The sequence below is a fragment of the Crenobacter oryzisoli genome, assembly GCF_030385785.1.
Taxonomy (GTDB): domain Bacteria; phylum Pseudomonadota; class Gammaproteobacteria; order Burkholderiales; family Chromobacteriaceae; genus Crenobacter_A; species Crenobacter_A oryzisoli.
The window spans coordinates 105,424-131,503 of record NZ_JAUEDK010000001.1; the positions used below are offsets into that span (position 1 = coordinate 105,424).

The 26,080-nt window shown below is 64.5% G+C and carries 23 protein-coding genes; 16 read left to right on the plus strand and 7 right to left on the minus strand.

The features are described from left to right. The first annotated feature begins 1 nt into the window (after position 1). Both aspS and QU481_RS00520 read left to right on the plus strand, forming a co-directional pair. A complete protein-coding gene (aspS, locus tag QU481_RS00515) occupies positions 2-1,804 on the plus strand; it encodes an aspartate--tRNA ligase (protein ID WP_289827901.1) in 1,803 nt (600 codons plus the stop codon). Positions 1,805-2,077: 273 nt separating this feature from the next. Beyond that, positions 2,078-2,692 (plus strand): peroxiredoxin, encoded by a 615-nt coding sequence (locus tag QU481_RS00520; protein ID WP_289827902.1) that lies wholly within the window; start codon positions 2,078-2,080, stop codon positions 2,690-2,692. Between the two features lie 105 nt (positions 2,693-2,797). On the opposite strand, the gene QU481_RS00525 is transcribed toward QU481_RS00520, so the two are convergent. Both QU481_RS00525 and QU481_RS00530 read right to left on the minus strand, forming a co-directional pair. Further along, on the minus strand, positions 2,798-3,226 hold the full coding sequence (locus QU481_RS00525) for a TOBE domain-containing protein (RefSeq protein WP_289827903.1): 429 nt from the start codon (positions 3,224-3,226) through the stop codon (positions 2,798-2,800). Positions 3,227-3,407: 181 nt separating this feature from the next. Then, on the minus strand, positions 3,408-4,004 hold the full coding sequence (locus tag QU481_RS00530; RefSeq protein ID WP_289827904.1) for an arylesterase: 597 nt from the start codon (positions 4,002-4,004) through the stop codon (positions 3,408-3,410). Here QU481_RS00530 and QU481_RS00535 point away from each other — a divergent pair. The 9 genes from QU481_RS00535 (at position 4,003) to QU481_RS00575 (ending at position 13,379) form a co-directional block, all read left to right on the plus strand. Next, complete coding sequence (locus tag QU481_RS00535; protein WP_289827905.1) at positions 4,003-4,698, plus strand: ABC transporter ATP-binding protein; 696 nt, start codon at positions 4,003-4,005, stop codon at positions 4,696-4,698. The two genes, QU481_RS00530 and QU481_RS00535, sit on opposite strands and share 2 nt — an antisense overlap. Then, positions 4,695-7,184, plus strand: coding sequence for an ABC transporter permease (locus tag QU481_RS00540; protein WP_289827906.1), 2,490 nt, complete (start codon positions 4,695-4,697; stop codon positions 7,182-7,184). The genes QU481_RS00535 and QU481_RS00540 overlap by 4 nt, the downstream gene beginning before the upstream one ends. 269 nt (positions 7,185-7,453) lie before the next feature. Beyond that, a complete protein-coding gene (locus QU481_RS00545; RefSeq protein ID WP_289827907.1) occupies positions 7,454-8,047 on the plus strand; it encodes a DUF2946 family protein in 594 nt (197 codons plus the stop codon). Positions 8,048-8,143: 96 nt separating this feature from the next. Further along, complete coding sequence (gene mltG / locus QU481_RS00550) at positions 8,144-9,136, plus strand: endolytic transglycosylase MltG (RefSeq protein WP_289827908.1); 993 nt, start codon at positions 8,144-8,146, stop codon at positions 9,134-9,136. 1 nt (position 9,137) lies between these two features. Then, positions 9,138-9,764, plus strand: a complete 627-nt coding sequence (gene tmk / locus QU481_RS00555) for a dTMP kinase (protein ID WP_289827909.1) — start codon at positions 9,138-9,140, stop codon at positions 9,762-9,764. After that, positions 9,761-10,759: a DNA polymerase III subunit delta' gene (gene holB / locus QU481_RS00560; protein ID WP_289827910.1), complete on the plus strand. Its 999-nt coding sequence runs from the start codon at positions 9,761-9,763 to the stop codon at positions 10,757-10,759. The genes tmk and holB overlap by 4 nt, the downstream gene beginning before the upstream one ends. A gap of 243 nt (positions 10,760-11,002) precedes the next feature. Next, complete coding sequence (locus QU481_RS00565; protein WP_289827911.1) at positions 11,003-11,782, plus strand: TatD family hydrolase; 780 nt, start codon at positions 11,003-11,005, stop codon at positions 11,780-11,782. An 11-nt stretch (positions 11,783-11,793) separates the two neighbouring features. Beyond that, entirely contained in the window at positions 11,794-12,576 is a 783-nt protein-coding gene (locus tag QU481_RS00570; RefSeq protein ID WP_289827912.1) for an MBL fold metallo-hydrolase, read from the plus strand. Between the two features lie 38 nt (positions 12,577-12,614). Beyond that, positions 12,615-13,379 carry a potassium channel family protein gene (locus tag QU481_RS00575; protein WP_289827913.1) on the plus strand — a complete coding sequence of 255 codons (765 nt, stop codon included), beginning with the start codon at positions 12,615-12,617 and terminating at the stop codon, positions 13,377-13,379. Between the two features lie 51 nt (positions 13,380-13,430). On the opposite strand, the gene trpS is transcribed toward QU481_RS00575, so the two are convergent. After that, on the minus strand, positions 13,431-14,453 hold the full coding sequence (gene trpS, locus QU481_RS00580; protein WP_289827914.1) for a tryptophan--tRNA ligase: 1,023 nt from the start codon (positions 14,451-14,453) through the stop codon (positions 13,431-13,433). Positions 14,454-14,846: 393 nt separating this feature from the next. Beyond that, entirely contained in the window at positions 14,847-15,668 is an 822-nt protein-coding gene (ppsR, locus tag QU481_RS00585; protein WP_289827915.1) for a posphoenolpyruvate synthetase regulatory kinase/phosphorylase PpsR, read from the minus strand. 275 nt (positions 15,669-15,943) lie between these two features. On the opposite strand from ppsR, the gene ppsA reads away from it, so the two are divergent. Further along, positions 15,944-18,331: a phosphoenolpyruvate synthase gene (gene ppsA / locus QU481_RS00590; protein ID WP_289827916.1), complete on the plus strand. Its 2,388-nt coding sequence runs from the start codon at positions 15,944-15,946 to the stop codon at positions 18,329-18,331. 76 nt (positions 18,332-18,407) lie between these two features. On the opposite strand, the gene QU481_RS00595 is transcribed toward ppsA, so the two are convergent. Continuing rightward, entirely contained in the window at positions 18,408-19,175 is a 768-nt protein-coding gene (locus QU481_RS00595; RefSeq protein WP_289827917.1) for a M48 family metalloprotease, read from the minus strand. A gap of 507 nt (positions 19,176-19,682) precedes the next feature. Between QU481_RS00595 and QU481_RS23960 the strand changes: the two genes are divergently transcribed. After that, the gene (locus QU481_RS23960) at positions 19,683-20,267 is read left to right on the plus strand and encodes a BON domain-containing protein (protein ID WP_289827918.1); all 585 of its coding nucleotides are present in this window, start codon (positions 19,683-19,685) and stop codon (positions 20,265-20,267) included. A 32-nt stretch (positions 20,268-20,299) separates the two neighbouring features. Then, positions 20,300-20,506 (plus strand): DUF1328 domain-containing protein, encoded by a 207-nt coding sequence (locus tag QU481_RS00605; protein WP_289827919.1) that lies wholly within the window; start codon positions 20,300-20,302, stop codon positions 20,504-20,506. A gap of 73 nt (positions 20,507-20,579) precedes the next feature. On the opposite strand, the gene QU481_RS00610 is transcribed toward QU481_RS00605, so the two are convergent. Beyond that, on the minus strand, positions 20,580-21,551 hold the full coding sequence (locus QU481_RS00610) for a LysR family transcriptional regulator (RefSeq protein WP_289827920.1): 972 nt from the start codon (positions 21,549-21,551) through the stop codon (positions 20,580-20,582). Positions 21,552-21,645: 94 nt separating this feature from the next. Between QU481_RS00610 and QU481_RS00615 the strand changes: the two genes are divergently transcribed. Together QU481_RS00615 and QU481_RS00620 are read left to right on the plus strand one after the other, a co-directional pair. Then, on the plus strand, positions 21,646-21,846 hold the full coding sequence (locus QU481_RS00615; protein WP_289827921.1) for a hypothetical protein: 201 nt from the start codon (positions 21,646-21,648) through the stop codon (positions 21,844-21,846). 26 nt (positions 21,847-21,872) lie between these two features. Further along, on the plus strand, positions 21,873-22,490 hold the full coding sequence (locus QU481_RS00620; RefSeq protein ID WP_289827922.1) for a short chain dehydrogenase: 618 nt from the start codon (positions 21,873-21,875) through the stop codon (positions 22,488-22,490). 124 nt (positions 22,491-22,614) lie between these two features. Here the strand turns inward: QU481_RS00620 and mfd are convergent, their stop codons facing one another. Then, on the minus strand, positions 22,615-26,007 hold the full coding sequence (gene mfd / locus QU481_RS00625) for a transcription-repair coupling factor (protein ID WP_289827923.1): 3,393 nt from the start codon (positions 26,005-26,007) through the stop codon (positions 22,615-22,617). Between the last annotated feature and the right edge of the window lie 73 nt (positions 26,008-26,080).

Below are 26,080 nucleotides of genomic sequence, written 5' to 3' on the forward strand. Positions count from 1 at the left end.
CATGCGAACCGACTACAGCGGACTCATTGACACCAAATACCTCGGCCAGACCGTCACGGTGAAGGGCTGGGTGCACCGCCGCCGCGACCACGGCGGGGTGATCTTCATCGACCTGCGCGACCGCGAAGGCCTGGTGCAGGTGGTGTTCGACCCGGATACCCCGGAAGCCTTTGCGACCGCCGATAGCTGCCGCGGCGAATACGTGGTGTCGATCACCGGCCTGGTGCGCGCTCGTCCCGAAGGCACGGCCAACGCCAACTTGACCTCCGGCGCGATCGAGATCCTCGGCAAGCAGATCGAGATTCTCAACGTTGCGGCCACTCCGCCGTTCCAGATCGACGATGAGAACCTGTCGGAAAACGTTCGCCTGACCCATCGCGTGATCGACCTGCGCCGCCCGCAGATGCAGAAGAACCTGCGCCTGCGCTACCGCGTGGCGATGGGTGTGCGCCATTATCTGGACAAGCAGGGCTTCATCGACATCGAAACCCCGATGCTGACCCGCTCGACCCCGGAAGGCGCGCGCGACTACCTGGTGCCGTCCCGCGTGCACCCGGGCGAGTTCTTCGCGCTGCCGCAATCGCCGCAGCTGTTCAAGCAGCTGTTGATGGTGGCGGGTTTCGATCGCTACTACCAGATCACCAAGTGCTTCCGCGACGAAGACCTGCGCGCTGACCGCCAGCCGGAATTCACCCAGATCGACTTGGAAACCTCGTTCCTGAACGAGGACGAGATCATGGACATCACCGAAGGCATGGCGCGCGAGATTTTCCGCGACGTGATGGGTGTGGAGCTGGGCGACTTCCCGCGCATGGCGTACAACGACGCGATGTTCTACTACGGCTCGGACAAGCCGGACCTGCGCGTGTCGCTCAAGTTCACCGAACTGACCGCGCTGATGCAGACCGAGGAGTTCAAGGTATTCCGCGGTGCCGCCGACCTGCCGAATGGCCGCGTCGTCGCGCTGCGCGTACCGGGCGGTGCCGCCTTCAGCCGTAAGGAAATCGACGAGTACACCCAGTTCGTCGGCATCTACGGCGCCAAGGGTCTCGCTTACATCAAGGTCAACGACAAGACCAAGATCACCAACGACGAATCGAGCGGCCTGCAGTCGCCGATCGTGAAGTTCCTGTCGGTGAACGCGCTGACCGAGATCATCGCCAGCACCGAAGCCGAAGACGGCGACATCATCTTCTTCGGCGCCGACAAGGCAAAAGTCGTCAACGAGGCGATGGGTGCGCTGCGCATCAAGATCGGCCATGAAAAGGGCGAGGCCGGCGGTTACTTCGTCAAGGAATGGAAACCGCTGTGGGTGGTCGACTTCCCGATGTTCGAATACGACGAGGACGACGACCGCTGGACCGCTTGCCACCATCCGTTCACCTCGCCGAAGCCGGGCCATGAGGACCTGATGGAAAACAGCCCGGGTGAGTGCCTGGCGCGCGCCTACGACATGGTGCTGAACGGCTGGGAAATCGGCGGCGGCTCGGTGCGTATCCATCGCGCCGACGTGCAGGAGAAGGTGTTCGCCGCGCTGAACATCAGCCCGGAAGAGCAGCAGAACAAGTTCGGCTTCCTGCTCGACAACCTGAAGTTCGGCGCGCCGCCGCACGGCGGCCTGGCGTTCGGTCTGGACCGCCTGGTGACGCTGATGGCCGGTGCCGAGTCGATCCGCGATGTGATCGCCTTCCCGAAGACCCAGCGCGCCCAGTGCCTGTTGACCAACGCGCCGAACGCGGTGGACGAGAAGCAGCTGCGCGAACTGAACCTGCGCCTGCGCCAGAAGGCCGAGACCGCCAACTGATTGTCATCAGTTGCGACAGAAATGACGGGCAACCACTGGTTGCCCGTTTTTTATGGCTGTCTGGACAAGTCCCTGCCCGAGCGCTTGAAATGCGCCACTCCGCCCGCATTGTGACAAAGGCGACGTGCCGTCCGCATAGCGGGCTTCAATCGTTGCTATATGGATTTCCAATTGGTCGCGCCGGGGCGTTCTGTTTTATAACCTCGGCGATATCTGCGCTGGTGCCTCTTGGCGACCGGCTGTCTGTGAAACGCATTATTCTAGGAGCACCCCATGGCCGTACTCGTAGGCAAGCAAGCCCCGTTCTTCGCCGATGACAAAACCTTCGCTGCCGTGAAAGGCAACGGCGAGATCGTCGAAAACTTCAGCTTCAAGAAGGAAACCGAAGGCAAGTATGCCGTGGTGTTCTTCTACCCGCTGGACTTCACCTTCGTGTGCCCGTCCGAGCTGATCGCTTTCGACAACCGCCTGGAAGAGTTCAAGAAGCGCAATGTGGAAGTGATCGGTGTGTCGATCGACAGCCACTTCACCCACGCCGCATGGCGCAACACCCCGGTGGAAAAGGGCGGTATCGGCCAAGTGGGCTACAGCCTGGTCGCCGACATCCAGCACGACATCGCCAAGGCCTACGACGTTGAGTCGGAAGGCGGCGTGGCGTTCCGCGGCTCGTTCCTGATCGACAAGTCGGGTGTGGTGCAGCACCAGGTGGTGAACAACCTGCCGCTGGGCCGTAACATCGACGAAATGATCCGCATGATCGACGCTCTGCAGTTCACCGAAGAGAACGGCGAAGTGTGCCCAGCTGGCTGGAACAAGGGCAAGAAGGGCATGAAGGCCGATGCCGCCGGCGTGGCTTCCTACCTGGCCGAAAACGCCCAGAGCCTGTAATCCGGTTTCCGGTTACGCGCCAACGAAAAACCCCGCTGCGTGCAGCGGGGTTTTTTCATGCCGGTTCGGTCGGCCGGAACGCTTCGCGTCGCCGGACAATGGCGCTTACTTTTTGACGGCCAGGATCACGCTCGATGCCTTGAACAGCGCGGTGGCTTTCTTGCCGGCAGCCAGCTCCAGGTCGGCGACGCTGTCGTTGGTGATCACGGCGGCGAGGGGCAAGCCGCCGTCGAGGGCGAGCAACACCTCGCTATTGACTGCGCCCTTGATCACGGCGCTGACGGTGCCGGTGAACTGGTTGCGGGCCGAGAACTGCAGATCGTCGGCGCCGGTGGCGAGCACGATCCATGGCGCCTTCACCAGTGCAACCACGTCCTTGCCCACAGCGAGATTCAGCGACTGGCTGCTGTCGCGGGTGACTACGGCGGCGAGCTTGGAGCCGCCAGCCAGCGTTACCTCGACTTCGTCGTTGACGGCACCTTGGCGCAGGTTGGAAATGACGCCGTTGAACTGGTTGCGGGCTGAGGTTCTCATTGGTATATCCTTTGTTGGCATATTATGGTTTCGGAATTATCTTTATATTAAGATATTTGTGCAATATGTGAGCCCTTACATAACGGCTGGTTGCGCGGATGCTCACCGCGTCTTCATTCATAGCGTTTGAAGGCAGGGAGTTCAATACAGCGGGCGGGAGGGGCTTGGCGTGGGAATTCTGCTAGCTTTTCAGTAAGGGGCGCAGCTGGCGGTAGACCGTTTGCATCATCTGTGCTTGGGCGGCGGCGACCGGATGGATGCCGTCGGCCTGGAAGCGGCTACGGTCGGTTGCGAAGCCGGCGATCAACAGCGGCACATAGCCGGTGCGGTGCTGGCGAGCGAGGGTGTCGTACACTGCGTGGAACTGATCGGTGTAAGGGCGGCCATAGTTAGGGGGCAAGGCCATGCCGACCAGCAAGACGCGGGCACCGGCGGCTTTGCTGGCACGGATCATCGTGTCGAGATTGGCCTGCATCTCCGCGAGCGGCAGTCCGCGCAGCCCGTCGTTGCCGCCGAGTTCGAGGATCACCACCTGCGGCTTGTGCACCTTGAGCACCTTTGGCAAGCGGCTGGCGCCACCGGCGGTGGTTTCGCCCGACTGGCTGGCGTTGACGATGCGGTGAGCATCGCCCAGCTGTCGTTGCAGCAGACTAACCCAGCCCTGGTCTGGCGACAGACCGTAGCCGGCCGACAGGCTGTCGCCGAATACCAGCAAGGTGGCGGCCGGTACCGGCAGGGCCAGACACCATAACAAGAGGATGCGAAGCGCCTTGAACATGTCGACTCCCTTATCGTCTGCTGCCATTCTCGCGGCGAGCGAACTTGGCAAGCAAGTCAGTTTCAACGGTGAGACTCTCACCATCCTGCGAAGTGCCACGCTGTCCCTGTTCGAGGGCGAGAGCGTGGCGATCGTCGGTGCCTCCGGTTCAGGCAAGTCGACGTTGCTGTCGCTGCTGGCCGGGCTCGACTACCCGAGCCAGGGCGAGATCGCGCTGTTCGGTCACCGTCTGTCCGGTCTCTCAGAAGACGAGCGCGCGGTGCTGCGCCGGGACAAGATCGGCTTCGTCTTCCAGAACTTCCAGTTGATGCCGCAGTTGACCGCGCTCGAGAACGTGATGCTGCCACTGGAGCTTGCCGGCCGGCGCGATGCGCGTGATGCGGCGCGCAGCATGCTCGAGCGGGTCGGCCTCGGTCACCGCCTGAAGCACTATCCCAAACACCTGTCCGGCGGGGAGCAGCAGCGTGTGGCGTTGGCGCGCGCGTTCGTGATCCAGCCCAAGCTCTTGTTCGCCGACGAGCCGACCGGCAACCTCGATCCGACGACCGGCCGGCAGATCATCGACCTGCTGTTCAAGTTGAACGAGGAGGAGGGTACCGCGTTGGTGCTGGTTACCCACGACACCGAGCTCGCCAGTCGATGCGATGCGATCTACCGCCTGATCGACGGCAAGCTTTCCGGAGCCGGGCGATGATGGCCTGGCAACGACTGGTATTCGCCTGGCGCTTCGCTCGCCGCGAGCTGGTTGCCGGCGAGCTGACCGTGCTTGCGCTGGCGCTGGTGGTCGCGGTGGTAGCAATGGCGAGCGTGGCGTTCTTCTCCGACCGGATCGAACGCTCGCTGACGCTGCAGGCGAGCCAGCTGCTGGCCGCCGACCTGGTGTACAGCGGCGGGGTGCCCGCCGACTCGGGTGTGCGCCAGCAGGCGGCTCGCTTGCAGCTGGCGACGGCCGACAGCGCCACCTTCCCGTCGATGGTGTCCGCAGGCGGGCAGGCGCAGCTGGCGACGTTCAAGGCGGTGTCGAACGGTTACCCCCTGCGCGGCTCGGTGACGATACGCCGTGCCGACGGCTCGCTCGTCAGCGGGCGGTTGCACCCGGCTCCGGGCGAGGCATGGGCCGATACGCGGCTGATCGGCCGGCTGAAGCTCAAGCTCGGCGACACGGTGCAGGCCGGTACACAGAGGCTGACCCTCGCCGGCGAGATCGTGCGTGAGCCGGACGCCACGCTCGACCTGTACAACTTCGTGCCGCGTCTGATGTTCAATCTCGCCGAACTGCCGGCCACTGGCCTGGTGCAGGAGGGCAGCCGGATCCGATGGCGGCTGATGCTGGCGGGCGAGCCGGACCGCGTCGGGGAGATGCGCGGCTGGCTTGCGCCGCGCCTGACCCGTGGCACCCGGCTGGAAAATGTCGAGGATGCGCGTCCCGAGATCAAGAGCGCGCTGGAGCGGGCGCGACGCTTCCTCGGCCTGACGGCGATGCTGACAGTGGCGCTGGCCGCTGCCGCGGTGGCGCTGGCTGTGCGCCGCTATCTCGCGCGCCACTGGCAGCCTGTGGCGGTGCTGCGCAGCCTGGGGCTGACCGCCGGCGAGGTGTGGTGGCTGTTCGCTGCGATCTTTCTGTTGATCGGGCTGGTAGCCGGGGTGATCGGCACGGTGGCCGGCTACGCGGTGCAGCAGTTGCTGATGAAGCTGGTCAGTGGCCTGATCGGCGGCAACCTGCCAGCGCCAGGCTGGTACGCGTGGGTGATGGGGCCAGGCTCGGCGCTGGTGTTGCTGGCTGGACTGGCGCTTCCGCCGCTTGCGGCGATCCGCAAAGTGCCGGCGCTGGCGGTGCTGCGCGTCGAGCTGCCGCCGACCCGGCAGGGCGTCGCCGTTCCGCTGATGGCGGTGGCGGCGTTGCTCGGCCTGACCGCCTGGCAGGTCGGCGATGCCCGGCTCGCCGCGGTCTGGCTCGGCGTCCTGGCTGCGTTCCTGGCGTCGGTCGGGATGATCGCCGGCGCCGTGGTGTGGGGCGCACGGCAACTACCCGCCGGGGGGCGCGTTGGCTGGCGCCACGGTGTGGCAAGCCTGGCGCGCCGGCCCTGGCTGGCGATGATCCAGATCGTGGCGCTGTCGGTCGGACTGATGGCGCTGTTGACGCTGACCGTGGTGCGCGCCGACCTGATCGGTGCCTGGCAGCATAGCGTCCCTCCCGACGCGCCGAACCGCTTCGTGATCAATATCCAGCCGCCGCAGCGCGATGGTGTGATCGACCAGTTGGCGCAGGCCGGGCTGACGTCGCCGGTGCTCTCGCCGATGGTGCGGGCGCGGCTGACCGAGATCAATGGCAATACGGTGCGGCCTAGCCGCTACGAGTCGGAGCAGGCCAGAAGGTTGGCCGAGCGCGAGTTCAACTTGTCGTGGAGCGATGTGCTGCCGGGGGGCAATCGTCTGAGCAGCGGCGCCTGGTGGCCGGCCAAGCGTGCCAAGCCGCAGTTCTCGGTCGAGAAGGGGCTGGCGAAGACGCTCGGTATCAAGCTCGGCGACGTGCTGACCTTCGACATCGGCGGTATCCCGTACGAGGCGCGGGTGACCAGTCTGCGCGAGGTGGACTGGGACAGTTTTCGGGTGAACTTCTTCGTGATCGCACCGAGCAGCTGGCTCGCTGATCAGCCAGCGAGCTACATCACCAGCTTCCATCTGCCACCAGACAACGAAGACGCTGTCAACGCGCTGGTGCAACGCTTTCCCAACCTGACAGTGATCGATGTGACCGCGATCATCGACGAGGTGCGCGCGGTAGTCGATAGGTTGGCGCGCGCGGTCGAGGCGATGTTTGCGCTGGCCTTGGCGGCGGGCCTGTTGGTGCTGTGGGCGGCGCTGTCGGCGACCCGAGACGAGCGGCTATTCGACGCTGGCTTGATGCGCGCATTAGGCGCCTCGCGCCAGCAGGTGCGCGGGGTGGTCCTGTCGGAGCTCGCTTGGCTCGGCGCACTCGCTGGGCTCATGGCCGGCAGCGGCGCGATGGCGCTCGGTGCCGTCGCGGCGACCCAATTGTTCAATCTGCCGATGGTGGTCAATCCGTGGCTGCCGCTGATGGGCATGGGTGCCGGCTTGCTGGTGGTGACACTGTCTGGCTGGCCGCTGGTGAGGATGGTGGTGAAGACGCCTCCGTCGACGGTATTGCGTGCGGGTTAAGAACCTGTTTACGATCTGCTGCACTCGGGTGATCCTGCGTTGAAATGCCGCTCAAAATGCTCATGTACTCCATGTACATTCCGCTTTTTCCCGTCATTTCGCCTTGGCTGACCCTTCGTTCGCGAGATCGTAAACAGGTTCTAAGAGCTGCCTGACGGGTTTGTCGTGTTGTCCAGCGGCAGGGTTGTGCCGCGATGGTGTCGGCCGCACATACTGACTTTCGGCGGCAGTGGCCTTTTAATCGTCAAGCCGGGCCTAAGGAGAGTGTGATGGATGCGATGGTGTTGGCGGCGATGGCCAAGTGGCCGAACGTGCCTGCGGTGTATGGCTGGCTGCGCCTCGACGCGCGCGGCCAGTGGTGGCTGGACGGTACGCGGGTCGAGCACGCCGGCCTGCTCGATTTCCTGCAGCGCAACTACGCGCGCGATGGGCTGGGCCGCTACTACGTACAGAATGGCCCGCAAAAGGTCTATGTCGAGCTCGACGCCGCACCGTTCGTGGCGCGCCATGCGCCGGTCGGCTGGTCGCTGACGCCGCCGTGCGAAGAGGCGGTGCCGCGTGCCGCTTTCCTGAGCGACGACGGCGATCTGTACCTGGAGATGGCAGGCGAGCTGGCGCGGCTCGATGACCGGGACTGGGCAACGTTGGCCGAATGTCTGGTCGACGAGCAGGGCCGGCCGGCCGGCGAGGCCGCGCTGGCGGACTTCCAGGCCGGGCGGGGGGCGCTGGCGCTGCAACTGCCAGAAGGCGATCTGGCACTGGAACGGACCGAACTGGAAGCCTTGATCGCGCGTTATGGCATCGACTGTACACCGCAGCCCCCGGATGGTGCCTGCGTGCCGACGCCGGGCGCCGGCTGCTGAACGGCCGCCGGCTTCGCGATGGGCGAAGCGCAAGGTATCATGCCGGCTTTGCCAAGCGTCGGCCCAAGGCCGTGGCGTCCTTGAGTTCTGAATTGCATGCTTAAACTTTTTGTCCGTCTGATCGCCGTGCTCTTGGCTGCCGCCGCCTTGTGGCTGGCCTGGGTGGTGGCGGTACCGGTGCCGTTGCCGCAGTCGCCGTACAACGTGATCGTGGGGCCGAACCGCACGCTGCGCCAGGTTGCGTACATGCTGGAAAAGGACGGCCTGATCCGCAACCGTTGGGTGATGATCGCGCTGGCGCGGGTCGGCGGTACCGATCGCAAGATCAAGGCTGGCCTCTACGAGATCAGCTCGCCGGTGGCGATGTGGCAGCTGCTCAAGCGCTTCGCCGAGGGCAATCCGGACCAGGCCAGCGTGACGGTGCTCGAGGGGTGGAGCTTCCGCCAGTTCCGTGCCGTGATCGACCGCGAGCCGGACCTGAAGCATGACACCCGTGGCCTGACCGAGGAGGCATTGCTTGTCTCGATCGGCGCGCCAGAACCGCGCGCTGAAGGGCTGTTTTTCCCCAGCACCTATTTCTTCGTGCCCGGTTCGAGCGACCTCGACCTGTACCGGCGTGCCTACCGCACCATGCAGCAGCAGCTGGGTAGCGCCTGGGCGCAGCGAAGCGTCAACCTGCCGTACCGCAGTCCCTACGAGCTATTGACAATGGCGAGCCTGGTCGAGAAGGAGACCTCGCACGAAGCAGACCGGCCGAGCGTCGCCGCGGTGTTCGCCAACCGCCTGAACATCGGCATGCGTCTGCAGACTGACCCGTCGGTGATCTACGGCATGGGCGCCGCCTATCACGGCAACATCAGCCGCGCCGATCTGCGCCGCGACACCCCGTACAACACCTATACCCGCAGCGGCCTGACGCCGACACCGATCGCGCTGCCGGGCCGCGCCGCGCTGGAAGCAGCCGCCCATCCGGCCGATACCCGCGCGCTGTACTTTGTCGCGCGCGGTGACGGCTCCTCCCAGTTCTCGGAGACGCTCGACGAGCACAACGCGGCGGTACGCAAATACATTCTGAAGAAAGGCGGCTGAGATGGCCCGTGGACGTTTCATCACGCTGGAAGGGCTGGACGGCGCCGGCAAGAGCACACACCTTGCGTTCATCCGCGACTGGCTGGCCGAACGGCGCATCGAGACCGTGTTCACCCGTGAGCCGGGCGGCACGCCGCTGGGCGAGAAACTGCGCGAGCTGCTGCTCGACGTCGATACCGAGGCGACGCTCGACACCGAGACGCTGTTGATGTTCGCGGGGCGGATGGAGCATATCGCCCGGGTGATCGAGCCGGCGCTGGCCGCTGGCCGCTGGCTGGTGTCCGACCGCTTCACCGACGCGACCTTCGCCTACCAGGGCGGAGGACGCGGCGTGGCGGCCGAGCGCATCCGTGTGCTCGAAGACTGGGTGCAGCAGGGGCTGCAGCCGGACCTGACCTTGCTGCTCGACGTACCCCTCTCGGTATCACAGGCGCGCATGGCTGCCAGCCGCACCCTCGACCGCTTCGAGCAGGAGGCGGCCGACTTTCACGAGCGGGTGCGCGCGGCCTACCTCGCACGTGCCGCCGCCGAGCCGGCGCGCTTCGCGGTGATCGACGCCAGCCGCGACATCGCCTCTATCCAGCGCGACATCGCCACCCATCTGGCCGCGCTGAAGGAGCGTGCATGAGCCGGCTGCCCTGGCAGGCCGACGCCTGGCAGCAGATCCGCCGCGAGTTTGGCCAGCTACCGAATGCCTGGCTGTTTACCGGCCCGGCCGGCATCGGCAAGCGTGCCTTCGCCGAGTCGGTGGCACGCGCACTGTTGTGCGAGTCGCCGACGTCCGAGCAGGATGCCTGCGGCCATTGCCAGGCTTGCCATTGGCTCGACGCAGGCAGCCACCCGGACTTCCGACTCTTGAGCCCGGACGGCGAGGAGGAGGGCGAGGCCAAGGGGCCCACCCGCAAGCTGCCGCAGATCAAGGTCGAGGCGGTGCGCGAAGTGATCGACTTCGCCCACCTGACCGCCCACCGCGGCGGCCGCCGCGTGGTGCTGGTCGACCCGGCCGAAGCGATGAACCTGCAGGCGGCCAATGCGCTGTTGAAGATCCTCGAGGAGCCACCGGCCAATGTGCTGTTCCTGCTGGTGAGCCACGCGCACGCGCGGCTGTTGCCGACCATCAAGAGCCGCTGCCGGCAGTTTCCGCTCACCGCCCCGGATCGCGACACCGCGCTCGCCTGGCTGGACGAGCAGGGCGTTGCCAATGCCGAGGCCGAGCTGGCGCTGCATGGCGGTAGCCCGCTGTTCGAGCACGACCCGGCCGAAGCGGCATTGCGCCGCGACTTCGTTGCCGCCCTTGCCACGCCGAGTCTGGCTGCGGCGTTGTCGATCGCCGAGCAGGTCGATAAGCAAAAGCAGCCGCTAGCGCTGCCGTTGTCCTGGCTGGCCAAGTGGCTGAGCGATCTGGCTGGTTTGAGACTCGCCGGTCATATCCGCTATTATCCGGATCAGCAGGCGGTGCTGTCGGGCCTGGCCGAGCGGGTTGATCCCGCAGCGCTCTTGGCCTGTTACGACCGGGTGCTGGCACTGATCCCATTCGGTCACCACACGCTGAACGTGCGCCTGCAACTCGAGGCGCTGCTGATGGACTATCTCAAGCTGTTTGCCGCGCGCCGCGCCGGCTGAACGGGAGCAATGCCGACGCGGCGTGAACTGCGGCTCGGCCACGATGTCTTCCTATTGCTGATCCAAGGAGCGTACCGGCGATAACCGTGTGTAGGGCGCCGGGTTCCTATTCAGCGAGTCGGCCGGGCGCCGCGCCGCATCGAAGGCCGGTATGGCAGTTTGTTGACCGCCAGCCGGCACACCTTTTAACTTCATTATTTGCCGGTGTCTGGCTAACGTGGCGGACGCCGGTGGCTGCCTGACATGCTTGTTGATTCGCACTGCCATCTGAATTTTCCCGACCTTGCCGCCCGGCTGCCCGAGGTGCTGGCGCGCATGGAGGAGAACTGCGTCGAGCTCGCGCTGGTGATTGGTGTCACCCGTTCCGACTATCCGTCGGTGCTGGCGCTGGCCGAGGCGCATCCGCATCTCTACGCTACCGTCGGCATCCACCCGGACGACAAGGACGCCGCCGAGTTTAGCGAGGATGAGCTGATCGAGCACGCCGCGCACCCGAAGGTGGTCGGCATCGGCGAAACCGGTCTCGACTACCACTGGTGCAAGGGTGATTTGGCTTGGCAGCATGAGCGCTTTCGCGTGCATATCCGCGCCGCGCGCCGCACCGGCCTGCCGCTGATCATCCACACCCGCGAGTCGGCCGCCGACACGCTGCGCATCATGAAGGAGAGCGGCGCCGAACGCGGCGTGATGCACTGCTTCACTGAGAACCGTGAGGTGGCCAAGGCCGCGCTCGACCTGGGCTTCTACATCTCGTTTTCCGGCATCGTCACCTTCAAGAGTGCGCAGGAGTTGAAGGAGGTCGCCAAGATGGTGCCGCTCGACCGCATCCTAGTTGAGACCGATTCGCCGTATCTCGCGCCGGTGCCGTTTCGCGGCAAGCAGAACGAGCCGGGCTTTGTGCGCCACGTCGCCGAACACGTCGCCGAGCTGCGCGGCATGCCGTTCGAAGCGCTGGCCGAAGCGACCACCGACAATTTCTATACCCTGTTCAGCAAGGTGCCGCGTCTGCTCGGCCAGCCTTGAGGTATTTGCCAGTGACCCAAACCGTCGACCTGACCATACTCGGCTGCGGCTCCAGCTCCGGCACGCCGGCCATCGGCTGCAGCTGCCCGACCTGCACCTCGCCCGACCCGAAAAACCGCCGCACCCGCTGCTCGGCCTACCTGAAGGTGAATGGTCTGGGAGTGCTGATCGATACCGGGCCGGACCTGCGACAGCAGGCGCTGCGCGAAGGCATCACCCAGGTCGACATGGTGCTCTACACGCACCCGCACGCCGACCACCTGAACGGCATCGACGATCTCAGAGCGTTCTGCTATGTCAAGAAGGGGGCAGTCCATCTGTTCGGCAACGAGTTCACGATGAACAACATCACCGAACGGTTTGGTTACACGCTGTCGGCACCCACGCCGCAGTGGGACATGCCGGTGCTGTTGGCCAAAGCGGTGAGCGGGCCGTTTGAGTTCGGCGACGTCACGTTCACGCCGATCCCGCTCGAGCATGGCAGCTGGCCGTGCGCCGGCTGGCGCGTCGGCAACGTGGCCTGGCTGACCGATTTGTCAGCGATCCCGGAGACGAGCCTCGCTCTACTGGATGGCTTGGAAGTGCTGTTCCTCGATTGCCTGCGCAACATGCCGTACAAGTCGCACCTGGGCGTCGAGCAGTCGTTCGAGTGGGCTGAGCGGATCGGCGCGAAGCGCACAGTGCTGATCCACATGACGCACGGTCTGGAGTACCACGAGCTCTCCAGCCGCTGCCCGACCGGCATCGAGGTCGGCTATGACGGGCTGAGCGTTAGCGTGTCGCTGCCGACCTGATCCTTGGCGGCGTCTGTCGCGGGGGAGAGGAAAAGCGGATGCAAACATTCTACGATCGTTTGGATCGCTTGCAGCACTGCCGCTACCAGCTGTTGTTCGTCTTGTTGCTGCTAGCCTTGGTGCAGTCGCCGCTGGTCCGTCTGCTGGGGATGGACAGTATCGAGGCGCGCATCGCTGGTGTCTTCTTAGTGTTGGTGCTGTTGGTCGTGGTCATCGGCGAACTGAGTGTTCGGAGAGGGCACCACTTCTGGGTGGGCGGCAGCGTGGCTGGCCTGCTCTGGCTCGGCATCTGGCTCGGCGGTTACCACCGGGTGATCGAGATTGGCTACCTGTTGTGGGGGACGCTGTCCTGGTGGGCGGTGGTGCGGATCTTGCCGTCGGTGTGGCAGTCTGGCCGGGTTGACCGTGAGCGTATCTTCGCTGCGCTGAGCGTCTACCTGTTGTTCGGCATCGGTTGTGGTGCATTCTATTTCGCGCTCGACAAGTTAGACCCCAGCTCCCTGCTCATCAGTGCCGGCCAGGGTCCGCAATCGGTCGACTTCTTCTCCGCCCAGTATTTCAGCTTCGTCAGCCTGACCACGATGGGCTTTGGCGACATCGTCGCCACCTCCCGGTCGGCGCGAGGTCTCGTGATGTTCGAGGCGGTATCAGGGCAGATGTATCTGGCGGTGCTGGTGGCGCGGCTGGTGGGGCTCTTCGGCAGCGAGATAGTGGCACGCCAGGAGAGGCGCGGCCCCGTACTGAAGCTTCGCGACCGACGCAGGCGTCTTCTGCCGCACAAGGACGGGGGCTCGGCGCCATAAACAAGCCCGCCGGGCGGCGGGCTGTTTGAGCGTTGGCCGTTTTTTGGTGGCTCAGAAGTATGTCAGCCCCATCGCGTGCTTCACTTCGGCCAGCGTCTTCGCGGCCACTTCGCGTGCCTGCCGGGTGCCGGCCTTCAGGATCTCCATCACCGCCAGCGGGTCGCGCGCCAGCTCCTCGCGGCGGGTGCGGATCGGCTCGAGCAGTGCCTGCAGGCGTTCTTCCAGTTGCTTCTTGATCACCGTGTCGCCGAGCCCACCCTGGCGGTAGCGCGCCTTCAGGTCGTCGACCAACGCGGTGTCCGGCTCGAACGCGTCAAGATAGGTGAACACCACATTGCCCTCGATCTGGCCCGGGTCGCTGACCTTCAGATGATTCGGGTCGGTGTACATCATCTTGACCGCCTGGCTGATCTCGTCGGGGCTCGCCGACAGTACCAGCGCGTTGCCGAGCGACTTGGACATCTTCGCCTTGCCGTCTATGCCGGGCAGCCGCGCGCCAGCCTCAGGCACCACCGCACGCGCTTCGACCAGGATGTCCTGGTCCACGCTGGCGTTGAAACGGCGCACGATCTCGTTGGTTTGCTCGATCATCGGCACCTGGTCGGCGCCGACCGGCACGATGGTGGCCTTGAACGCGGTGATGTCGGCCGCCTGGGCGGCAGGGTAAGTGAGGAAGCCGGCCGGGATGTCACGCTCGTAACCGCGCTGCTTGATCTCGTCCTTGATCGTCGGGTTGCGCTCCAGTCGCGACACCGTCACCAGGTTCAGGTAGTACGACGCCAGCTCGGACAGCTCCGGCACCAGGCTCTGGATGAAGATGGTGCTTTTCTGCGGGTCGATGCCGACCGCCAGGTAGTCGAGCGCCACCTGCAGCACGTTGTCGCGCACCTTCAGGTAGTTGCCCATGTTGTCGGTGAGCGCTTGCGCGTCGGCGAGCAACAGGAACTGCTGGCAGTGGTCCTGCAGCAACACGCGGTTGCGCAGCGAGCCGACGTAGTGGCCCAGGTGCAGCTGACCGGTGGTGCGGTCGCCGGTAAGGATGATGTCGCTTGGGGTAACGGGAAAGTCGCTCATGGTGTCTCCTTGGTTTTGGGGAGAGCCTGCCGGTGAGCGGGAGGGAAAATAAAACACCCGGAGCGCCTTGCCGGCAGGCTCCGGGTGTTTTGAATACGCAACCGCGGTGCCGCCTCTAGTTGAAGCGCCACCACCAGAAGAAACGGGATGCGGTGCGTACATGTGTCATGCGATTCAGTCTGCGCCCGAGTCGGGGCATCGGTCAAGCCGGCTTCGCCAACAATAGCGGGCAGTGCTCGTCGGCGATGCTCAGAATCTGTTTACGATCTCGCGAACGAAGGGTCAGACAAGGCGAAATGAGGCGAAAAAGCGGAGTGGACTGGGAGTCCATGAGCATTTTGAGCCTCATTTCAACGCAGGATCACCCGAGTGCAGCAGATCGTAAGCTGGTTCTCAGAAGCGGCGCTTCAGGTTGGCCTTATGCAGGATGTTGGTGGCGATCTCCTCGATCGACTTGTGCGTGGTGCTGATGAACGCCACGCCGTGCTGACGGAACATCGACTCGGCCTCGTTCACCTCGAAGCGGCAGTTGTCCATGCTGGCGTACTTGGAGTCGGGGCGGCGCTCGGTGCGGATATTGTGCAGGCGTACCGGGTCGATGGTCAGGCCGAACAGCTTGTGGCGGAACGGCAGCAGCATTTTCGGCAGCGTCGGCGAATCGAGGTCTTCCGGCGTCAGTGGGTAGTTGGCGGCACGGATGCCGTACTGTAGCGCCAGGTACAGGCAGGTCGGCGTCTTGCCCGAGCGCGACACGCCGACCAGGATCACGTCGGCCTCGTCGAGGTCCTTCAGCTTCACGCCGTCGTCGTGGGTCAGCGAGAAATTCACCGCCTCGATCCGGCTATCGTACTTCTCCTCGTTGATCATGCCGTGCGCTCGACCGACGGTCAGCGAGGCGCGCTGTACCAACTCGCCCTCGATCTGGCCGATGAAGGCCTCGAAGAAGTCGATGCACAGCGCACCGTCCACCTTGATCGCGGCGCGCACCTCCGGATTGACGATACTGGAGAACACCAGAGGCCGGTGCTGGTCGCTATCGGCGCTGTTCATGATGCGCGCCGCCACTTCCTGTGCCTTTTCCACCGTGTCGACGAACGGGATGGTTTCGCGCTTGAACTCCAGCGTGTCGAACTGGGTGAGCAGAGTGTTGCCGAGCGATTCGGCGGTGATGCCGGTGCGATCGGAGATGAAGAAAGCGGAACGACGGTGTGGCATGAAAGCACCTCGGTAGGACAATTCGACGAGCGGCGGGTTGCACCGCGGACAGCCGGAAAATAGGCGTTTTATCACGCCGGGGCGGGGTTTGCAGGGTGTTTCTCTTCCGGGATGGAGCGCCTCGCTATTATAAACAGGCGACAGATTCTGTCGTGAGCTTATTCTTCAGACGGACTCAGGCGTTGTGCATTGCGGCATGGGTTGGGCTTGCGCGGCCGGATTGGGATAGAATGCCGGCTGATCGTCCCCCAATCCCCAAAACAGGAAGTTTAGTGATGGCAGAGAACTTCGTAATCTGGTTTGACAAGCTGCGCATGACCGACGTCGAAAGCGTTGGTGGCAAGAACGCTTCGCTCGGCGAAATGATCTCCCAGCTTGCCAATTCCGGTGTACGCGTGCCGGGCGGCTTCGCCACAACCGCCGAAGCCTACCGCGCGTTTCTTGCACACGAAGGCCTGGCAGACCGCATTCAGGCGGCCTTGTCCAAACTCGATATCGACGACGTGACCGAACTTGCCCGCATCGGCAAGGAAATCCGTCAATGGATCGTCGATACCCCGTTCCCCGCCAAGCTTGAGGCCGACCTCAAGGAAGCGTGGGAAAAGATGGTCGCCGATGCCGGCGGTGCCGATATCTCGGTCGCCGTCCGTTCGTCTGCCACTGCCGAAGACCTGCCGGACGCCTCGTTCGCCGGCCAGCAGGAAACCTTCCTGAACATCCGCGGCCTCGACAACGTCAAGGACGCGATGAAGCATGTGTTCGCGTCGCTGTACAACGACCGTGCCATCTCCTACCGCGTGCATAAGGGCTTCGCCCACGAGGAAGTGGCCCTGTCGGCCGGCGTGCAGCGCATGGTGCGTTCCGACTCCGGCGCCGCCGGTGTGATGTTCACCATCGACACCGAATCGGGCTTCGAGGACGTGGTGTTCATCACCGCCTCGTACGGCCTGGGTGAAACCGTGGTGCAAGGCGCGGTGAACCCGGACGAATTCTACGTGCACAAGCCGACCCTGAAGGCCGGCCGCCCGGCGGTGCTGCGCAAGAACCTTGGCTCCAAGCTGATCAAGATGGAGTTCACCGACGCTGCCCAGGCTGGCCGCTCGGTGCGCACCGTCGACGTCGAGCCGGCGCTGCGCAAGCAGTTCTCGATCACCGACGCCGAGGTGGAAGAACTGGCTCAGTACGCGCTGATCATCGAGAAGCACTATGGCCGCCCGATGGACATCGAGTGGGGCCGTGACGGTGAAGACGGCAAGCTGTACATCCTGCAGGCCCGTCCGGAGACGGTGAAGTCGCAGGAAGGCCGCGTCGAGACGCTGCGCCGCTACCGCATCAACACCAAGTCCACCGTGCTGGCCGAAGGCCGCGCGATCGGCCAGAAGGTCGGCCAGGGCGTGGTGCGCATGGTGCGCGACGCGTCCGAGATGGACAGCGTCAAGCCGGGCGACGTGCTCGTTACCGACATGACCGACCCGGATTGGGAACCGGTGATGAAGCGTGCTTCGGCCATCGTCACCAACCGTGGCGGCCGTACCTGCCACGCCGCGATCATCGCGCGCGAGCTGGGCATCCCGGCCGTGGTCGGCTGCGGCGACGCTACTGCCGTGCTGCATGACGGCATGGAAGTGACCGTATCGTGTGCCGAAGGCGACACCGGCCTGATCTACGACGGTCTGCTCGACGTCGAGATCATCGACCTCGCCCTCGACAAGATGCCGAAGGCCCCGGTGAAGCTGATGATGAACGTCGGCAACCCGGAACTGGCATTCGACTTTGCCCAGCTGCCGAACGAAGGCGTGGGCCTGGCGCGCATGGAATTCGTGATCAACCGTCAGATCGGTATCCACCCGAAGGCGCTGCTCGAGTTCGATACCCTGCCGATCGACCTGCAAGCCACCATCCGCGACCGCATCGCCGGTTACGCCAGCCCGGTCGATTTCTACGTCGACAAGCTGGCCGAAGGCATCGCCACGCTGGCCGCAGCGTTCTACCCGAAGAAGGTGATCGTGCGCATGTCCGACTTCAAGTCGAACGAGTACGCCAACCTGATCGGTGGTCAGCTGTACGAGCCGCACGAAGAGAACCCGATGATCGGTTTCCGTGGTGCCGCCCGCTACGTGGCTCCGGCCTTCCGCGACTGCTTCGACCTGGAATGCCGCGCGATGAAGAAGGTGCGCGACGTGATGGGCCTGACCAACGTCGAAGTGATGATCCCATTTGTCCGCACCTTGGCCGAAGCCGAGAAAGTGGTCGAGATCCTCGCCGAGAACGGTCTGAAGCGCGGTGAGAACGCTCTGCGCCTGATCATGATGTGCGAGCTGCCGACCAACGCGGTGCTGGCTGACAAGTTCCTGCAGCACTTCGACGGCTTCTCGATCGGCTCGAACGACATGACCCAGCTGACGCTGGGCGTGGACCGTGATAGCGGCGGCCCGATCGCGTCGACCTTCGACGAGCGCAACGAGGCGGTGAAGGCGATGCTGTCGATGGCGATCAAGGCTTGCCGTGCCCAGGGCAAGTACGTCGGTATCTGCGGCCAGGGCCCGTCCGACCATCCGGACTTCGCCAAGTGGCTGGTCGAAGAGGGTATCGAGACCGTGTCGCTGAACCCGGACACCGTGGTCGAGACCTGGCTGTACCTGGCCAAGGAACTGAACAGCTAAGCGCTGTCGTTTCGTGTCAAGCAAAAGCCGCCCTATCGGGCGGCTTTTTTCATGCCGGTAGCCTTGGCGCGCCGTGTTAGATGCCATCCTTGGCCAAGCGGCTTTCGATGTTCTTGGCGCGGTCGCTGGAGGCTGGGTGCGAGCTCAGCATGCTGCGATCGTCACCGCTCTGCGCGGCCAGTTTCTGGAACGCGGTCAGCAGCGCGCGGCGGTCCAGCGACTTCTTGGCCAGCAGGTCGTACGAGAAGTTGTCGGCGTCGCTTTCCTGCGACTGGCTGAACTGGGCGTTCACGAGCGCCTCACCCAGCTCGCCCAGCTCCGAGTTGCTCAGCTGCGCCAGGCCTTCGCCGCCGAAGGTACCGGCCGCATTCCGGGCGGCAGCAGCCGTGTAGGCGACTTGCATTGCCTTCTTGGTGTGACCGAGCGCCACGTGGCCCATTTCGTGGCCGATCACGCCGATCACTTCGTCGTCGTTCATCTTGTCCATCAGGCCGGTATTGATGCGCACGCAGCCGTTCGCCATTGCCCAGGCATTCACTTCCTTGTTCTGGTAGACCTTGAAGTTGACCGGCTGGCCGTTGATCTCCTTGCCAACCTTCTTGGTGATGGCGGCCAGGCGCTTGCCGTACTTGCTGTTGGCCGGGGCGATCTTGGATTCGCGGTCGTACTGGGCACATGCCTGATCGGCCAGGGTCTTGACCTCGCTGTCGGACAGGGTGGCGGCCTTCAGCGCCTGCTTGCCGACGGCGAGGCCGGCACTGATCTGGCTGAAGTCGATGGCGTGGGCGGCAGGAGCCAAGGCCAGGCTCAGGCTGAGGACGGCTGCGAAGCGAGTGGTTTTCATATTGTTATCCCTAGAGCGTTGTGTGGAAAAATAATGATTATGACATAATCCATTGTCATTTTAAAATTCAAAAGAGCTAATGAGCGCTTTGCTGTCCAATAGCGGGCTTGGCGCATCGATGGAGGAGGTGTGCTACCCGTTGTCGCCGAGGGGCGACATGAGAAGCATGGAAACATCGATGTTTGAGGAGGCTGGCAGGCGGGCCACTGGCGGTTTGTCGTGGGGTGGCGACAGTTTGAGTGCCGGTCGTCTGCTTGGAGGAGCCCGATTGCCCGCATCTGTAGGGGTTTTAGAGCCGCTAACAAAACTCAGCGAAGCGGCAGTGCTCGTCGTGCGGCCGCAGGCAGTACAAGTAGTGCGGCAATGCCAAATAACAACGCCAAGAAGGTTTTGTTAGCGGTTCTTAGGAGGATGGCACGGGGTTTGCTGTAGTTGGGTAAGGGCCGTGCCGGAACGACCTGGCGGTCGCGACGCGGCATTTCTCCCATCCATCTGAAGGAGATCACCATGAAACGGACTTTCACTCACAGCCTGCTGGCTGTCATGCTGGCCTCCGCTTTTGCCGGCAGTACAGCGGCGTACGCCGCCAGTGCTGGAGACAAGGCCATCACTACCATCGACAATGCCGCGAGCAGCGCAGGCCACTATCTGGACGACACCACGGTCACCACCAAGGTGAAGGCGGCGCTGCTGGCCGACGAAGACGTGAAAAGCCTGCCGATCTCAGTGGAGACCCACAAGGGCGTGGTGCAGCTATCCGGCTTTGTCGGTGACCAGAAGCAGGCCTGGCGCGCCAGCGAGGTGACCGCTTCGGTCGCCGGGGTGAGCGCGGTTAGGAACGACCTGCGCATCAAAACGCCGAACGGTACGGCCGCCGGCTATCTCAGCGACGCCGCGATCACCAGCAAGGTGAAGGCTGCACTGCTGGAGGATAAGCATGTCAAGTCAGTACCGATCAGCGTGAAGACCGACGGCGGCGTGGTGCAGTTGACTGGTTTCGTGCAGAACAAGAGCCAGATCACGCAAGCCGGGAGAGTGGCGGCCGGGGTGAAGGACGTGAAGAGTGTCCAGAACGAACTGCGCCTGAAATGAGCGGATAGACCTGAGCTAAAGGAGAGAGTGCAATGATCAACTGGGCATTGATTTTCTTCGTGGTCGCGCTAGTCGCCGGCCTCTTGGGTTTTGGTGCGCTGGCCGGCAGCGCCGCCACGATCGCCAAGATCGTGTTCGGTGTTGGCCTCTTACTGCTGCTGGTGCATCTGGTCTTCGATCGGCGCGTGCCGGCCCATCGCAAGAATGTTAGGGCTACAGTCAGGACGGGGCGGGCGTGAACTCAGGACCGCCTGAGCAAACCGTCAATCGTCCTTATCGGCATCTTACGCCATCGGTTCCGCACGCCGCCCTTTAGAGGGCGGCTTTTTCGTTGGTGCCGGCCAGCTCGGTTAGCCCGGCCACCGCCGCCGACATCTCCAGGCTCTGGGTGAGTCGCGGCAGGAAGAATTCGATGAAGGCCTGGTACTTCCTCGGCTGAGGCTGTCGGTACGGGTAGACGAGGTAGATCGGCCACTGCTCGCCACTCCACTCGGGCAGCACCCGTACCAGTTCGCCGCGCGCCACATGGGGGGCAGAGCAGTACTGCGGCAACAGCGTGATGCCCTGGCCGGCCACCGCGGCGCCGGCCAGCACCGAGCCGTGATTGCAGTTGAGCGCCACATTGAGCGCGCTGCGGCAGGTCTCGCCCTGTCGGGTCAGCCGCCAGTGCGGATCGCGCGCGTCGACTTCGTCGTCGATCAGCGCGCGGTGGCAGACCAGGTCGCACAGCGACTCCGGCGTGCCGTGGCGCGCCAGGTAGGCCGGCGAGGCATACAGCGCTTCGCCGGCGAAGCCGACCAGGCGGGCAACCAGCGCTTCGTCGTGTACGCGTCGGGTACGAATGCAGAAGTCGATGCCGTCGGCGACCAGGTCCTGCAGGCGGTTCTCCACTTCCAGTCGGATCTCCAATTGGGGCAGCTGCACTGCCAGTTCGGCCAGCAAGGGCGGCAGTAGAAACTGCGACACCGAGGCGGTGGCGCTGATCTGCAGCGGCCCGCTCACGCAGTCCTGCGCCGCCTGCACGTCGGGACGGGCGCGCTCCAGTGTCTCGCGCAGCACGCGGGCGTGTCGTGCCAGTCGCTCGCCGGCTTCGGTCAGCGCTACCCGCCGGGTGGTGCGTAGCACCAGCACTGTCCCCAATTCCCGTTCCAGCTCACGCACTAGCACACTGACGCGGCTCTTGGCGCAGCCGAGGTGGTCGGCGGCGGCGGTGAAGCTGCCGAGCCGTGCCAGTGCGTCGAAGGCGAGTAGCGCCTCGGGAGAGAGTAGCGAGTTTGTTTCCACGAGAGAACAGTGTGTTGAGTTTTATGCCGTTTATCTGAGTATTCGGCGTGACTACGATGAGCTTACAACTTTCTGGCAAACAATGGTGGCTCAAATGGACGCATTACTCAGACTCGGGCCCTGCGCTTGGCGGCAGTCTTTCAGCGGTAGCCGGCGGTTTGCCGACCGGGTGTTCCGCCGCTTCGGTGCTTGGTGGTGGAGCGGCCTGCAAGGCCAGGGGCGCAGCCTCCGCGACGACAGCGAGGCGCTCGACCGGATTTACGAGCAGGCCCGGGCGCGGCGCAATCTGTTCTGATCTCGCAAACAGTTAGGGGAATGGCGATGAAGATTCTAGTGGTGGGCGGCGCAGGCACGATCGGCCGCGCGGTGGTGGCCGGGCTGCGGGAGGCTGGCCATACGGTGGCCAGCGCCGGGCGGCAGTCCGGCGATTTGCGTCTCGACATGACCTCGCGCGACAGCATCGAGAGCGTCTATGCAGCGCATCCGGACCTGGACGGCGTGGTGGTGGTGGCCGGCCATGTGGCGTTCCGACCGATCGCGCAGTTGGCCGAGGCGGACTGGCATGCGGGCTTCGACAGTAAGCTGATGGGGCAGATCCGGCTGGTGCAGTTGGGCGCACAATTACTGAAGCCGGGCATCGTTTTCGTGCTGACCTCGGGCATCCTCCAGCGCGAGCCGGTACTGGGCGGCGCCAGTGCCAGCACCGTTAACGGCGCGCTTGCTGGCTTCGTGATGGCGGCAGCGGCCGAGCTGTGGGGCAGAGCGCGCGTCAATCTGGTCAGCCCCGGTGTGGTGGCTGGCGAGGCGAAGGAGGAGGACGGGGTGTTCGGCGGCTTCGTGCCGATCAGCTCCGAACGGGTCGCAGCCGCTTACCGCCGTGCGCTGGAGCAGCCGATCAGCGGCAAGGTGCTGGAGGTATTCGACGAGCGCACGCGCTGAAGGCACCGGGCCATCCCGCAGTCTGGTTTAGCGCTGTCGCATACTGAAGTGCAGCATGAAAAAAGGTTGGCCGAACGGGGGGTACCCCGTTCGGCCAACCTTCGTGCATGACTAGGCGGGCCGCTTACTGCAGCTCGCGCAGCAGCTCCTTCACCCGCACCACCCGCATTGCGACGTCCGGCACGTGGCTCTCAACGCGCAGCTTGTCTTGGCCGGCCAGCTTGTAGTGCTTCTTGGTCTGGATCAGCCCGATGATCTTCATCGGGTCGATCGGCGGGTTCTTCACGAAGGTGAGCTGCATCGCCACCTCGCTCGCGTCGAGCTTCTGGATGCCCAGCGGCTTGGCCGACAGCCGCAACCGGTGGCTGTCGATCAGCGTCTTCACCGTTTGCGGCGGCAGGCCGAAGCGGTCGATCAGTTCCTCGTGGATGGTGTCGATCTCGGCCTCGCTCTCGCAGGTGGCGAGGCGCTTGTACAGCACCAGCCGCTCGTGCACATCCGGGCAGTACTCGTCCGGTAGCAGCGCCGGCGCGTGCAAGTTGATCTCGGTGGTGACGCCGAGCGGCGCATCGAGGTCCGGCTCGCGACCCTTCTTCAGGTCCTTCACCGCCTGCTTCAGCATCTCGGTGAACAGCGAGAAGCCGACTTCCTGCATCTCGCCCGACTGGCCCTCGCCGAGCACCTCGCCGGCGCCGCGGATCTCCAGATCGTGCATCGCGAGATAAAAGCCCGAACCCAACTCCTCGGACATCTGAATCGCCTCCAGGCGCTTTTGCGCGTCGCGGGTCATCCCTTCCGGCGTGAGCAGGTAGGCATAGGCCTGGTGGTGGCTGCGGCCCACGCGGCCGCGCAGCTGGTGCAGCTGGGCGATGCCGAACTTGTCGGCGCGGTGGATCAGGATGGTGTTGGCGTTGGGGATGTCGATGCCGGTCTCGATGATGGTCGAACACAGCAACAGGTTGTAGCGCTGCTGCAGGAAGTCGCGCATTACCTGTTCCAACTCGCGCTCCCTGAGCTGGCCGTGCGCCACACCGATGCGCGCCTCGGGCAACAGTTCGGCTAGCTTCTCGCGCTGGTTCTCGATGGTGTCGACTTCGTTGTGCAGGAAGAACACTTGGCCGCCACGCTTGAGTTCTCGCAGCACTGCTTCGCGGATGATGCCGTTCGACACCGGGCTGACGAAGGTCTTCACCGCCAGGCGGCGGCTCGGCGCGGTGGTGATCGCCGAGAAGTCGCGCAGCCCCTCCAGCGCCATCGACAGCGTGCGGGGGATTGGCGTGGCGGTCAGCGTCAGCACGTCGACGTTGGCGCGCAGGCGCTTGAGCTGCTCCTTCTGGCGCACGCCGAAACGGTGTTCCTCGTCGATGATGACGAGGCCCAGGTTCTTGAACTCGACATCCGGCTGCACCAGCTTGTGGGTGCCGATGACGATGTCGATGCTGCCGTCGGCCAGACCCGCCAGCGCCGCTTTGGTCTCTTTGGCGCTTCTGAAGCGCGACAGCTCGGCGATCTTCACCGGCCAGTCGGCGAAGCGGTCGGAGAAGTTCTGGAAATGCTGTTCGGCCAGCAGCGTGGTCGGCACCAGCACCGCCACCTGCTTGCCGCCCATCACGGCGACGAAGGCGGCCCGCAACGCGACTTCGGTCTTGCCGAAGCCGACGTCGCCGCAGACCAGCCGGTCCATCGGCTTGCCGGAGCACATGTCGTCGATCACCGCCTCGATCGCGGCGGCCTGGTCGGGAGTTTCCTCGAAGGCGAAGCCGGTGGCGAACGCCTCGTAGTCGTGCGGCGCCAGTGCGAAGGTATGGCCTTCGCGCGCGGCGCGCTGCGCATACAGATTCAACAGCTCTGCCGCGGTGTCGCGCGCCTTCTCGGCGGCGCGCTTCTTGGCCTTCTCCCAGGCCGGGTTGCCGAGCTTGTGCAGCGGCGCCTGGTCGGCTGCCTGGCCGGCGTAACGGCTAATCAAATGCAGTTGCGACACCGGCACGTACAGGCGAGCCTCGTCAGCGTATTCGAGCAGCATCAGCTCGGTTTCGCCTTCGCCCAGGTCCATCGACACCAGGCCCTGGTAGCGGCCGATGCCATGCTGCTCGTGCACTACAGGGTCGCCGATCTTCACCTCGGCCAGGTCGCGCAGCATCGCGTCGGAGCTGGCGCGGGCGCGCTTCTGGCGGCTGCCGCTGCGCGCCACGTGCTGGTAGAGCTCGGCCTCGGTGACGACGGCGAGGTTCTGTTCGACCAACAGGAAGCCGCGGTACAGTGGCGCCACGCACAGCGCGAAGCGCGCCTCGCCGGTGGCGAAGTCCTGCCAGGAGTCGACGGTGGCCGGCTTCAGACCGTGCTCGTGCAGGAATTGCTGCATCGTTTCGCGCCGGCCCAGGCTCTCGGCCACCAGCAGTACCCTGCCGTCGTGGCCCTGCACGAAGTCGGCGAGGCGGTGCAAGGGGTTGTCGTCGCGGCGCTCGACCGCCAGGTTGGGCAGGCCGGTGGTGTTGTCGGCCGGGGGCGGCAGCTCGAAGCGCGCGTACGGTTTGAAGCCCGCCATCAATTCGTCCGGCGACAGGTAGATCGCCTTGGGCGGCAGCACCGGGCGCTCCGGGTCGCCACCGGCCATCGCGTGGCGGCTGGCGATGTCCTTCCACATCGACTCGGCGGCGGCCTGCACGTCGTGGTGCAGCACCAGGGTGGCCTGCTCGCCCAGGTAGTCGAACAACGTCGAGGTGTGATCGAAGAACAGCGGCAGGTAGTACTCGATGCCGGCAGGGAACAGTTTGGCCGAGACGTCCTTGTAGATGCGGCTCTTGCTGGGGTCGCCCTCGATGCGCTCACGGTACTGCTGGCGGAAGGTGGTGACGCCGGCCTCGTCGGTCGGGTATTCGCGCGCCGGCAAGAGGCGAATCTCCGGCACCGGATACAGCGTGCGTTGCGTGTCCGGGTCGAAGGTACGCAGTGACTCGATCTCTTCGTCGAACAGGTCGATGCGGTAGGGCAGCGTCGAGCCCATCGGGAACAGGTCCACCAAGCCGCCGCGGATCGAGAACTCGCCCGGTGCGACCACCTGGGTCACGTGCTGATAGCCGGCGATCACCAGATCGCCGCGCAGTGCCTCGACGTCGAGATTCTGGCCTGTCTTCAGGAAAAAGGTGCGGCCGATCAGATAATCCACTGGCGTGAGCCGTGTCATCGCGGTCGCGGCCGGGACGATCACCACATCGGCTTGGCGTTGGCGGATCTGCCACAGCGTGGCGAGTCTTTCCGACACCAGGTCGCCGTGCGGCGAAAAATGGTCGTAAGGTAGCGTCTCCCAGTCGGGCAGCAGCGCGATGTGGGCGTCTGCAGCGAAGAATGGCAGTTCGGCCTTCAGGCGCTGCGCCGCCTGAGCGTCGGCCGTCACGATCACCAGGGGCGTGCCCTTGACGATCTGGCGTGCCAGCAGAGCGGCATCGAGCGATTCTGGCTGCGGGGAAAGCCGGGTCTTCTGCCCCTGCGGTGGAGTCGGGGTGGCGTGGTCAGGCATGGTGGCGTTCACAAACGAAACTGACCGCATTATACGCCTCAGGGGTGGCCGCTGAGAGGGGCGAGGCAAGCGC

What these genes read in the sequence shown, in the direction of transcription:
- ppsR (WP_289827915.1), bottom strand. Translation starts at nt 15,668, where the DNA reads ATGCCACACCGTCGTTCCGCTTTCTTCATCTCCGATCGCACCGGCATC.
- QU481_RS00520 (WP_289827902.1), top strand. Translation starts at nt 2,078, where the DNA reads ATGGCCGTACTCGTAGGCAAGCAAGCCCCGTTCTTCGCCGATGACAAA.
- trpS (WP_289827914.1), bottom strand. Translation starts at nt 14,453, where the DNA reads ATGAGCGACTTTCCCGTTACCCCAAGCGACATCATCCTTACCGGCGAC.
- QU481_RS23960 (WP_289827918.1), top strand. Translation starts at nt 19,683, where the DNA reads ATGAAACGGACTTTCACTCACAGCCTGCTGGCTGTCATGCTGGCCTCC.
- ppsA (WP_289827916.1), top strand. Translation starts at nt 15,944, where the DNA reads ATGGCAGAGAACTTCGTAATCTGGTTTGACAAGCTGCGCATGACCGAC.
- QU481_RS00605 (WP_289827919.1), top strand. Translation starts at nt 20,300, where the DNA reads ATGATCAACTGGGCATTGATTTTCTTCGTGGTCGCGCTAGTCGCCGGC.
- QU481_RS00615 (WP_289827921.1), top strand. Translation starts at nt 21,646, where the DNA reads ATGGACGCATTACTCAGACTCGGGCCCTGCGCTTGGCGGCAGTCTTTC.
- QU481_RS00530 (WP_289827904.1), bottom strand. Translation starts at nt 4,004, where the DNA reads ATGTTCAAGGCGCTTCGCATCCTCTTGTTATGGTGTCTGGCCCTGCCG.
- QU481_RS00620 (WP_289827922.1), top strand. Translation starts at nt 21,873, where the DNA reads ATGAAGATTCTAGTGGTGGGCGGCGCAGGCACGATCGGCCGCGCGGTG.
- QU481_RS00525 (WP_289827903.1), bottom strand. Translation starts at nt 3,226, where the DNA reads ATGAGAACCTCAGCCCGCAACCAGTTCAACGGCGTCATTTCCAACCTG.
- QU481_RS00595 (WP_289827917.1), bottom strand. Translation starts at nt 19,175, where the DNA reads ATGAAAACCACTCGCTTCGCAGCCGTCCTCAGCCTGAGCCTGGCCTTG.
- tmk (WP_289827909.1), top strand. Translation starts at nt 9,138, where the DNA reads ATGGCCCGTGGACGTTTCATCACGCTGGAAGGGCTGGACGGCGCCGGC.
- QU481_RS00575 (WP_289827913.1), top strand. Translation starts at nt 12,615, where the DNA reads ATGCAAACATTCTACGATCGTTTGGATCGCTTGCAGCACTGCCGCTAC.
- aspS (WP_289827901.1), top strand. Translation starts at nt 2, where the DNA reads ATGCGAACCGACTACAGCGGACTCATTGACACCAAATACCTCGGCCAG.
- QU481_RS00565 (WP_289827911.1), top strand. Translation starts at nt 11,003, where the DNA reads ATGCTTGTTGATTCGCACTGCCATCTGAATTTTCCCGACCTTGCCGCC.
- QU481_RS00545 (WP_289827907.1), top strand. Translation starts at nt 7,454, where the DNA reads ATGGATGCGATGGTGTTGGCGGCGATGGCCAAGTGGCCGAACGTGCCT.
- QU481_RS00540 (WP_289827906.1), top strand. Translation starts at nt 4,695, where the DNA reads ATGATGGCCTGGCAACGACTGGTATTCGCCTGGCGCTTCGCTCGCCGC.
- mltG (WP_289827908.1), top strand. Translation starts at nt 8,144, where the DNA reads ATGCTTAAACTTTTTGTCCGTCTGATCGCCGTGCTCTTGGCTGCCGCC.
- mfd (WP_289827923.1), bottom strand. Translation starts at nt 26,007, where the DNA reads ATGCCTGACCACGCCACCCCGACTCCACCGCAGGGGCAGAAGACCCGG.
- holB (WP_289827910.1), top strand. Translation starts at nt 9,761, where the DNA reads ATGAGCCGGCTGCCCTGGCAGGCCGACGCCTGGCAGCAGATCCGCCGC.
- QU481_RS00535 (WP_289827905.1), top strand. Translation starts at nt 4,003, where the DNA reads ATGTCGACTCCCTTATCGTCTGCTGCCATTCTCGCGGCGAGCGAACTT.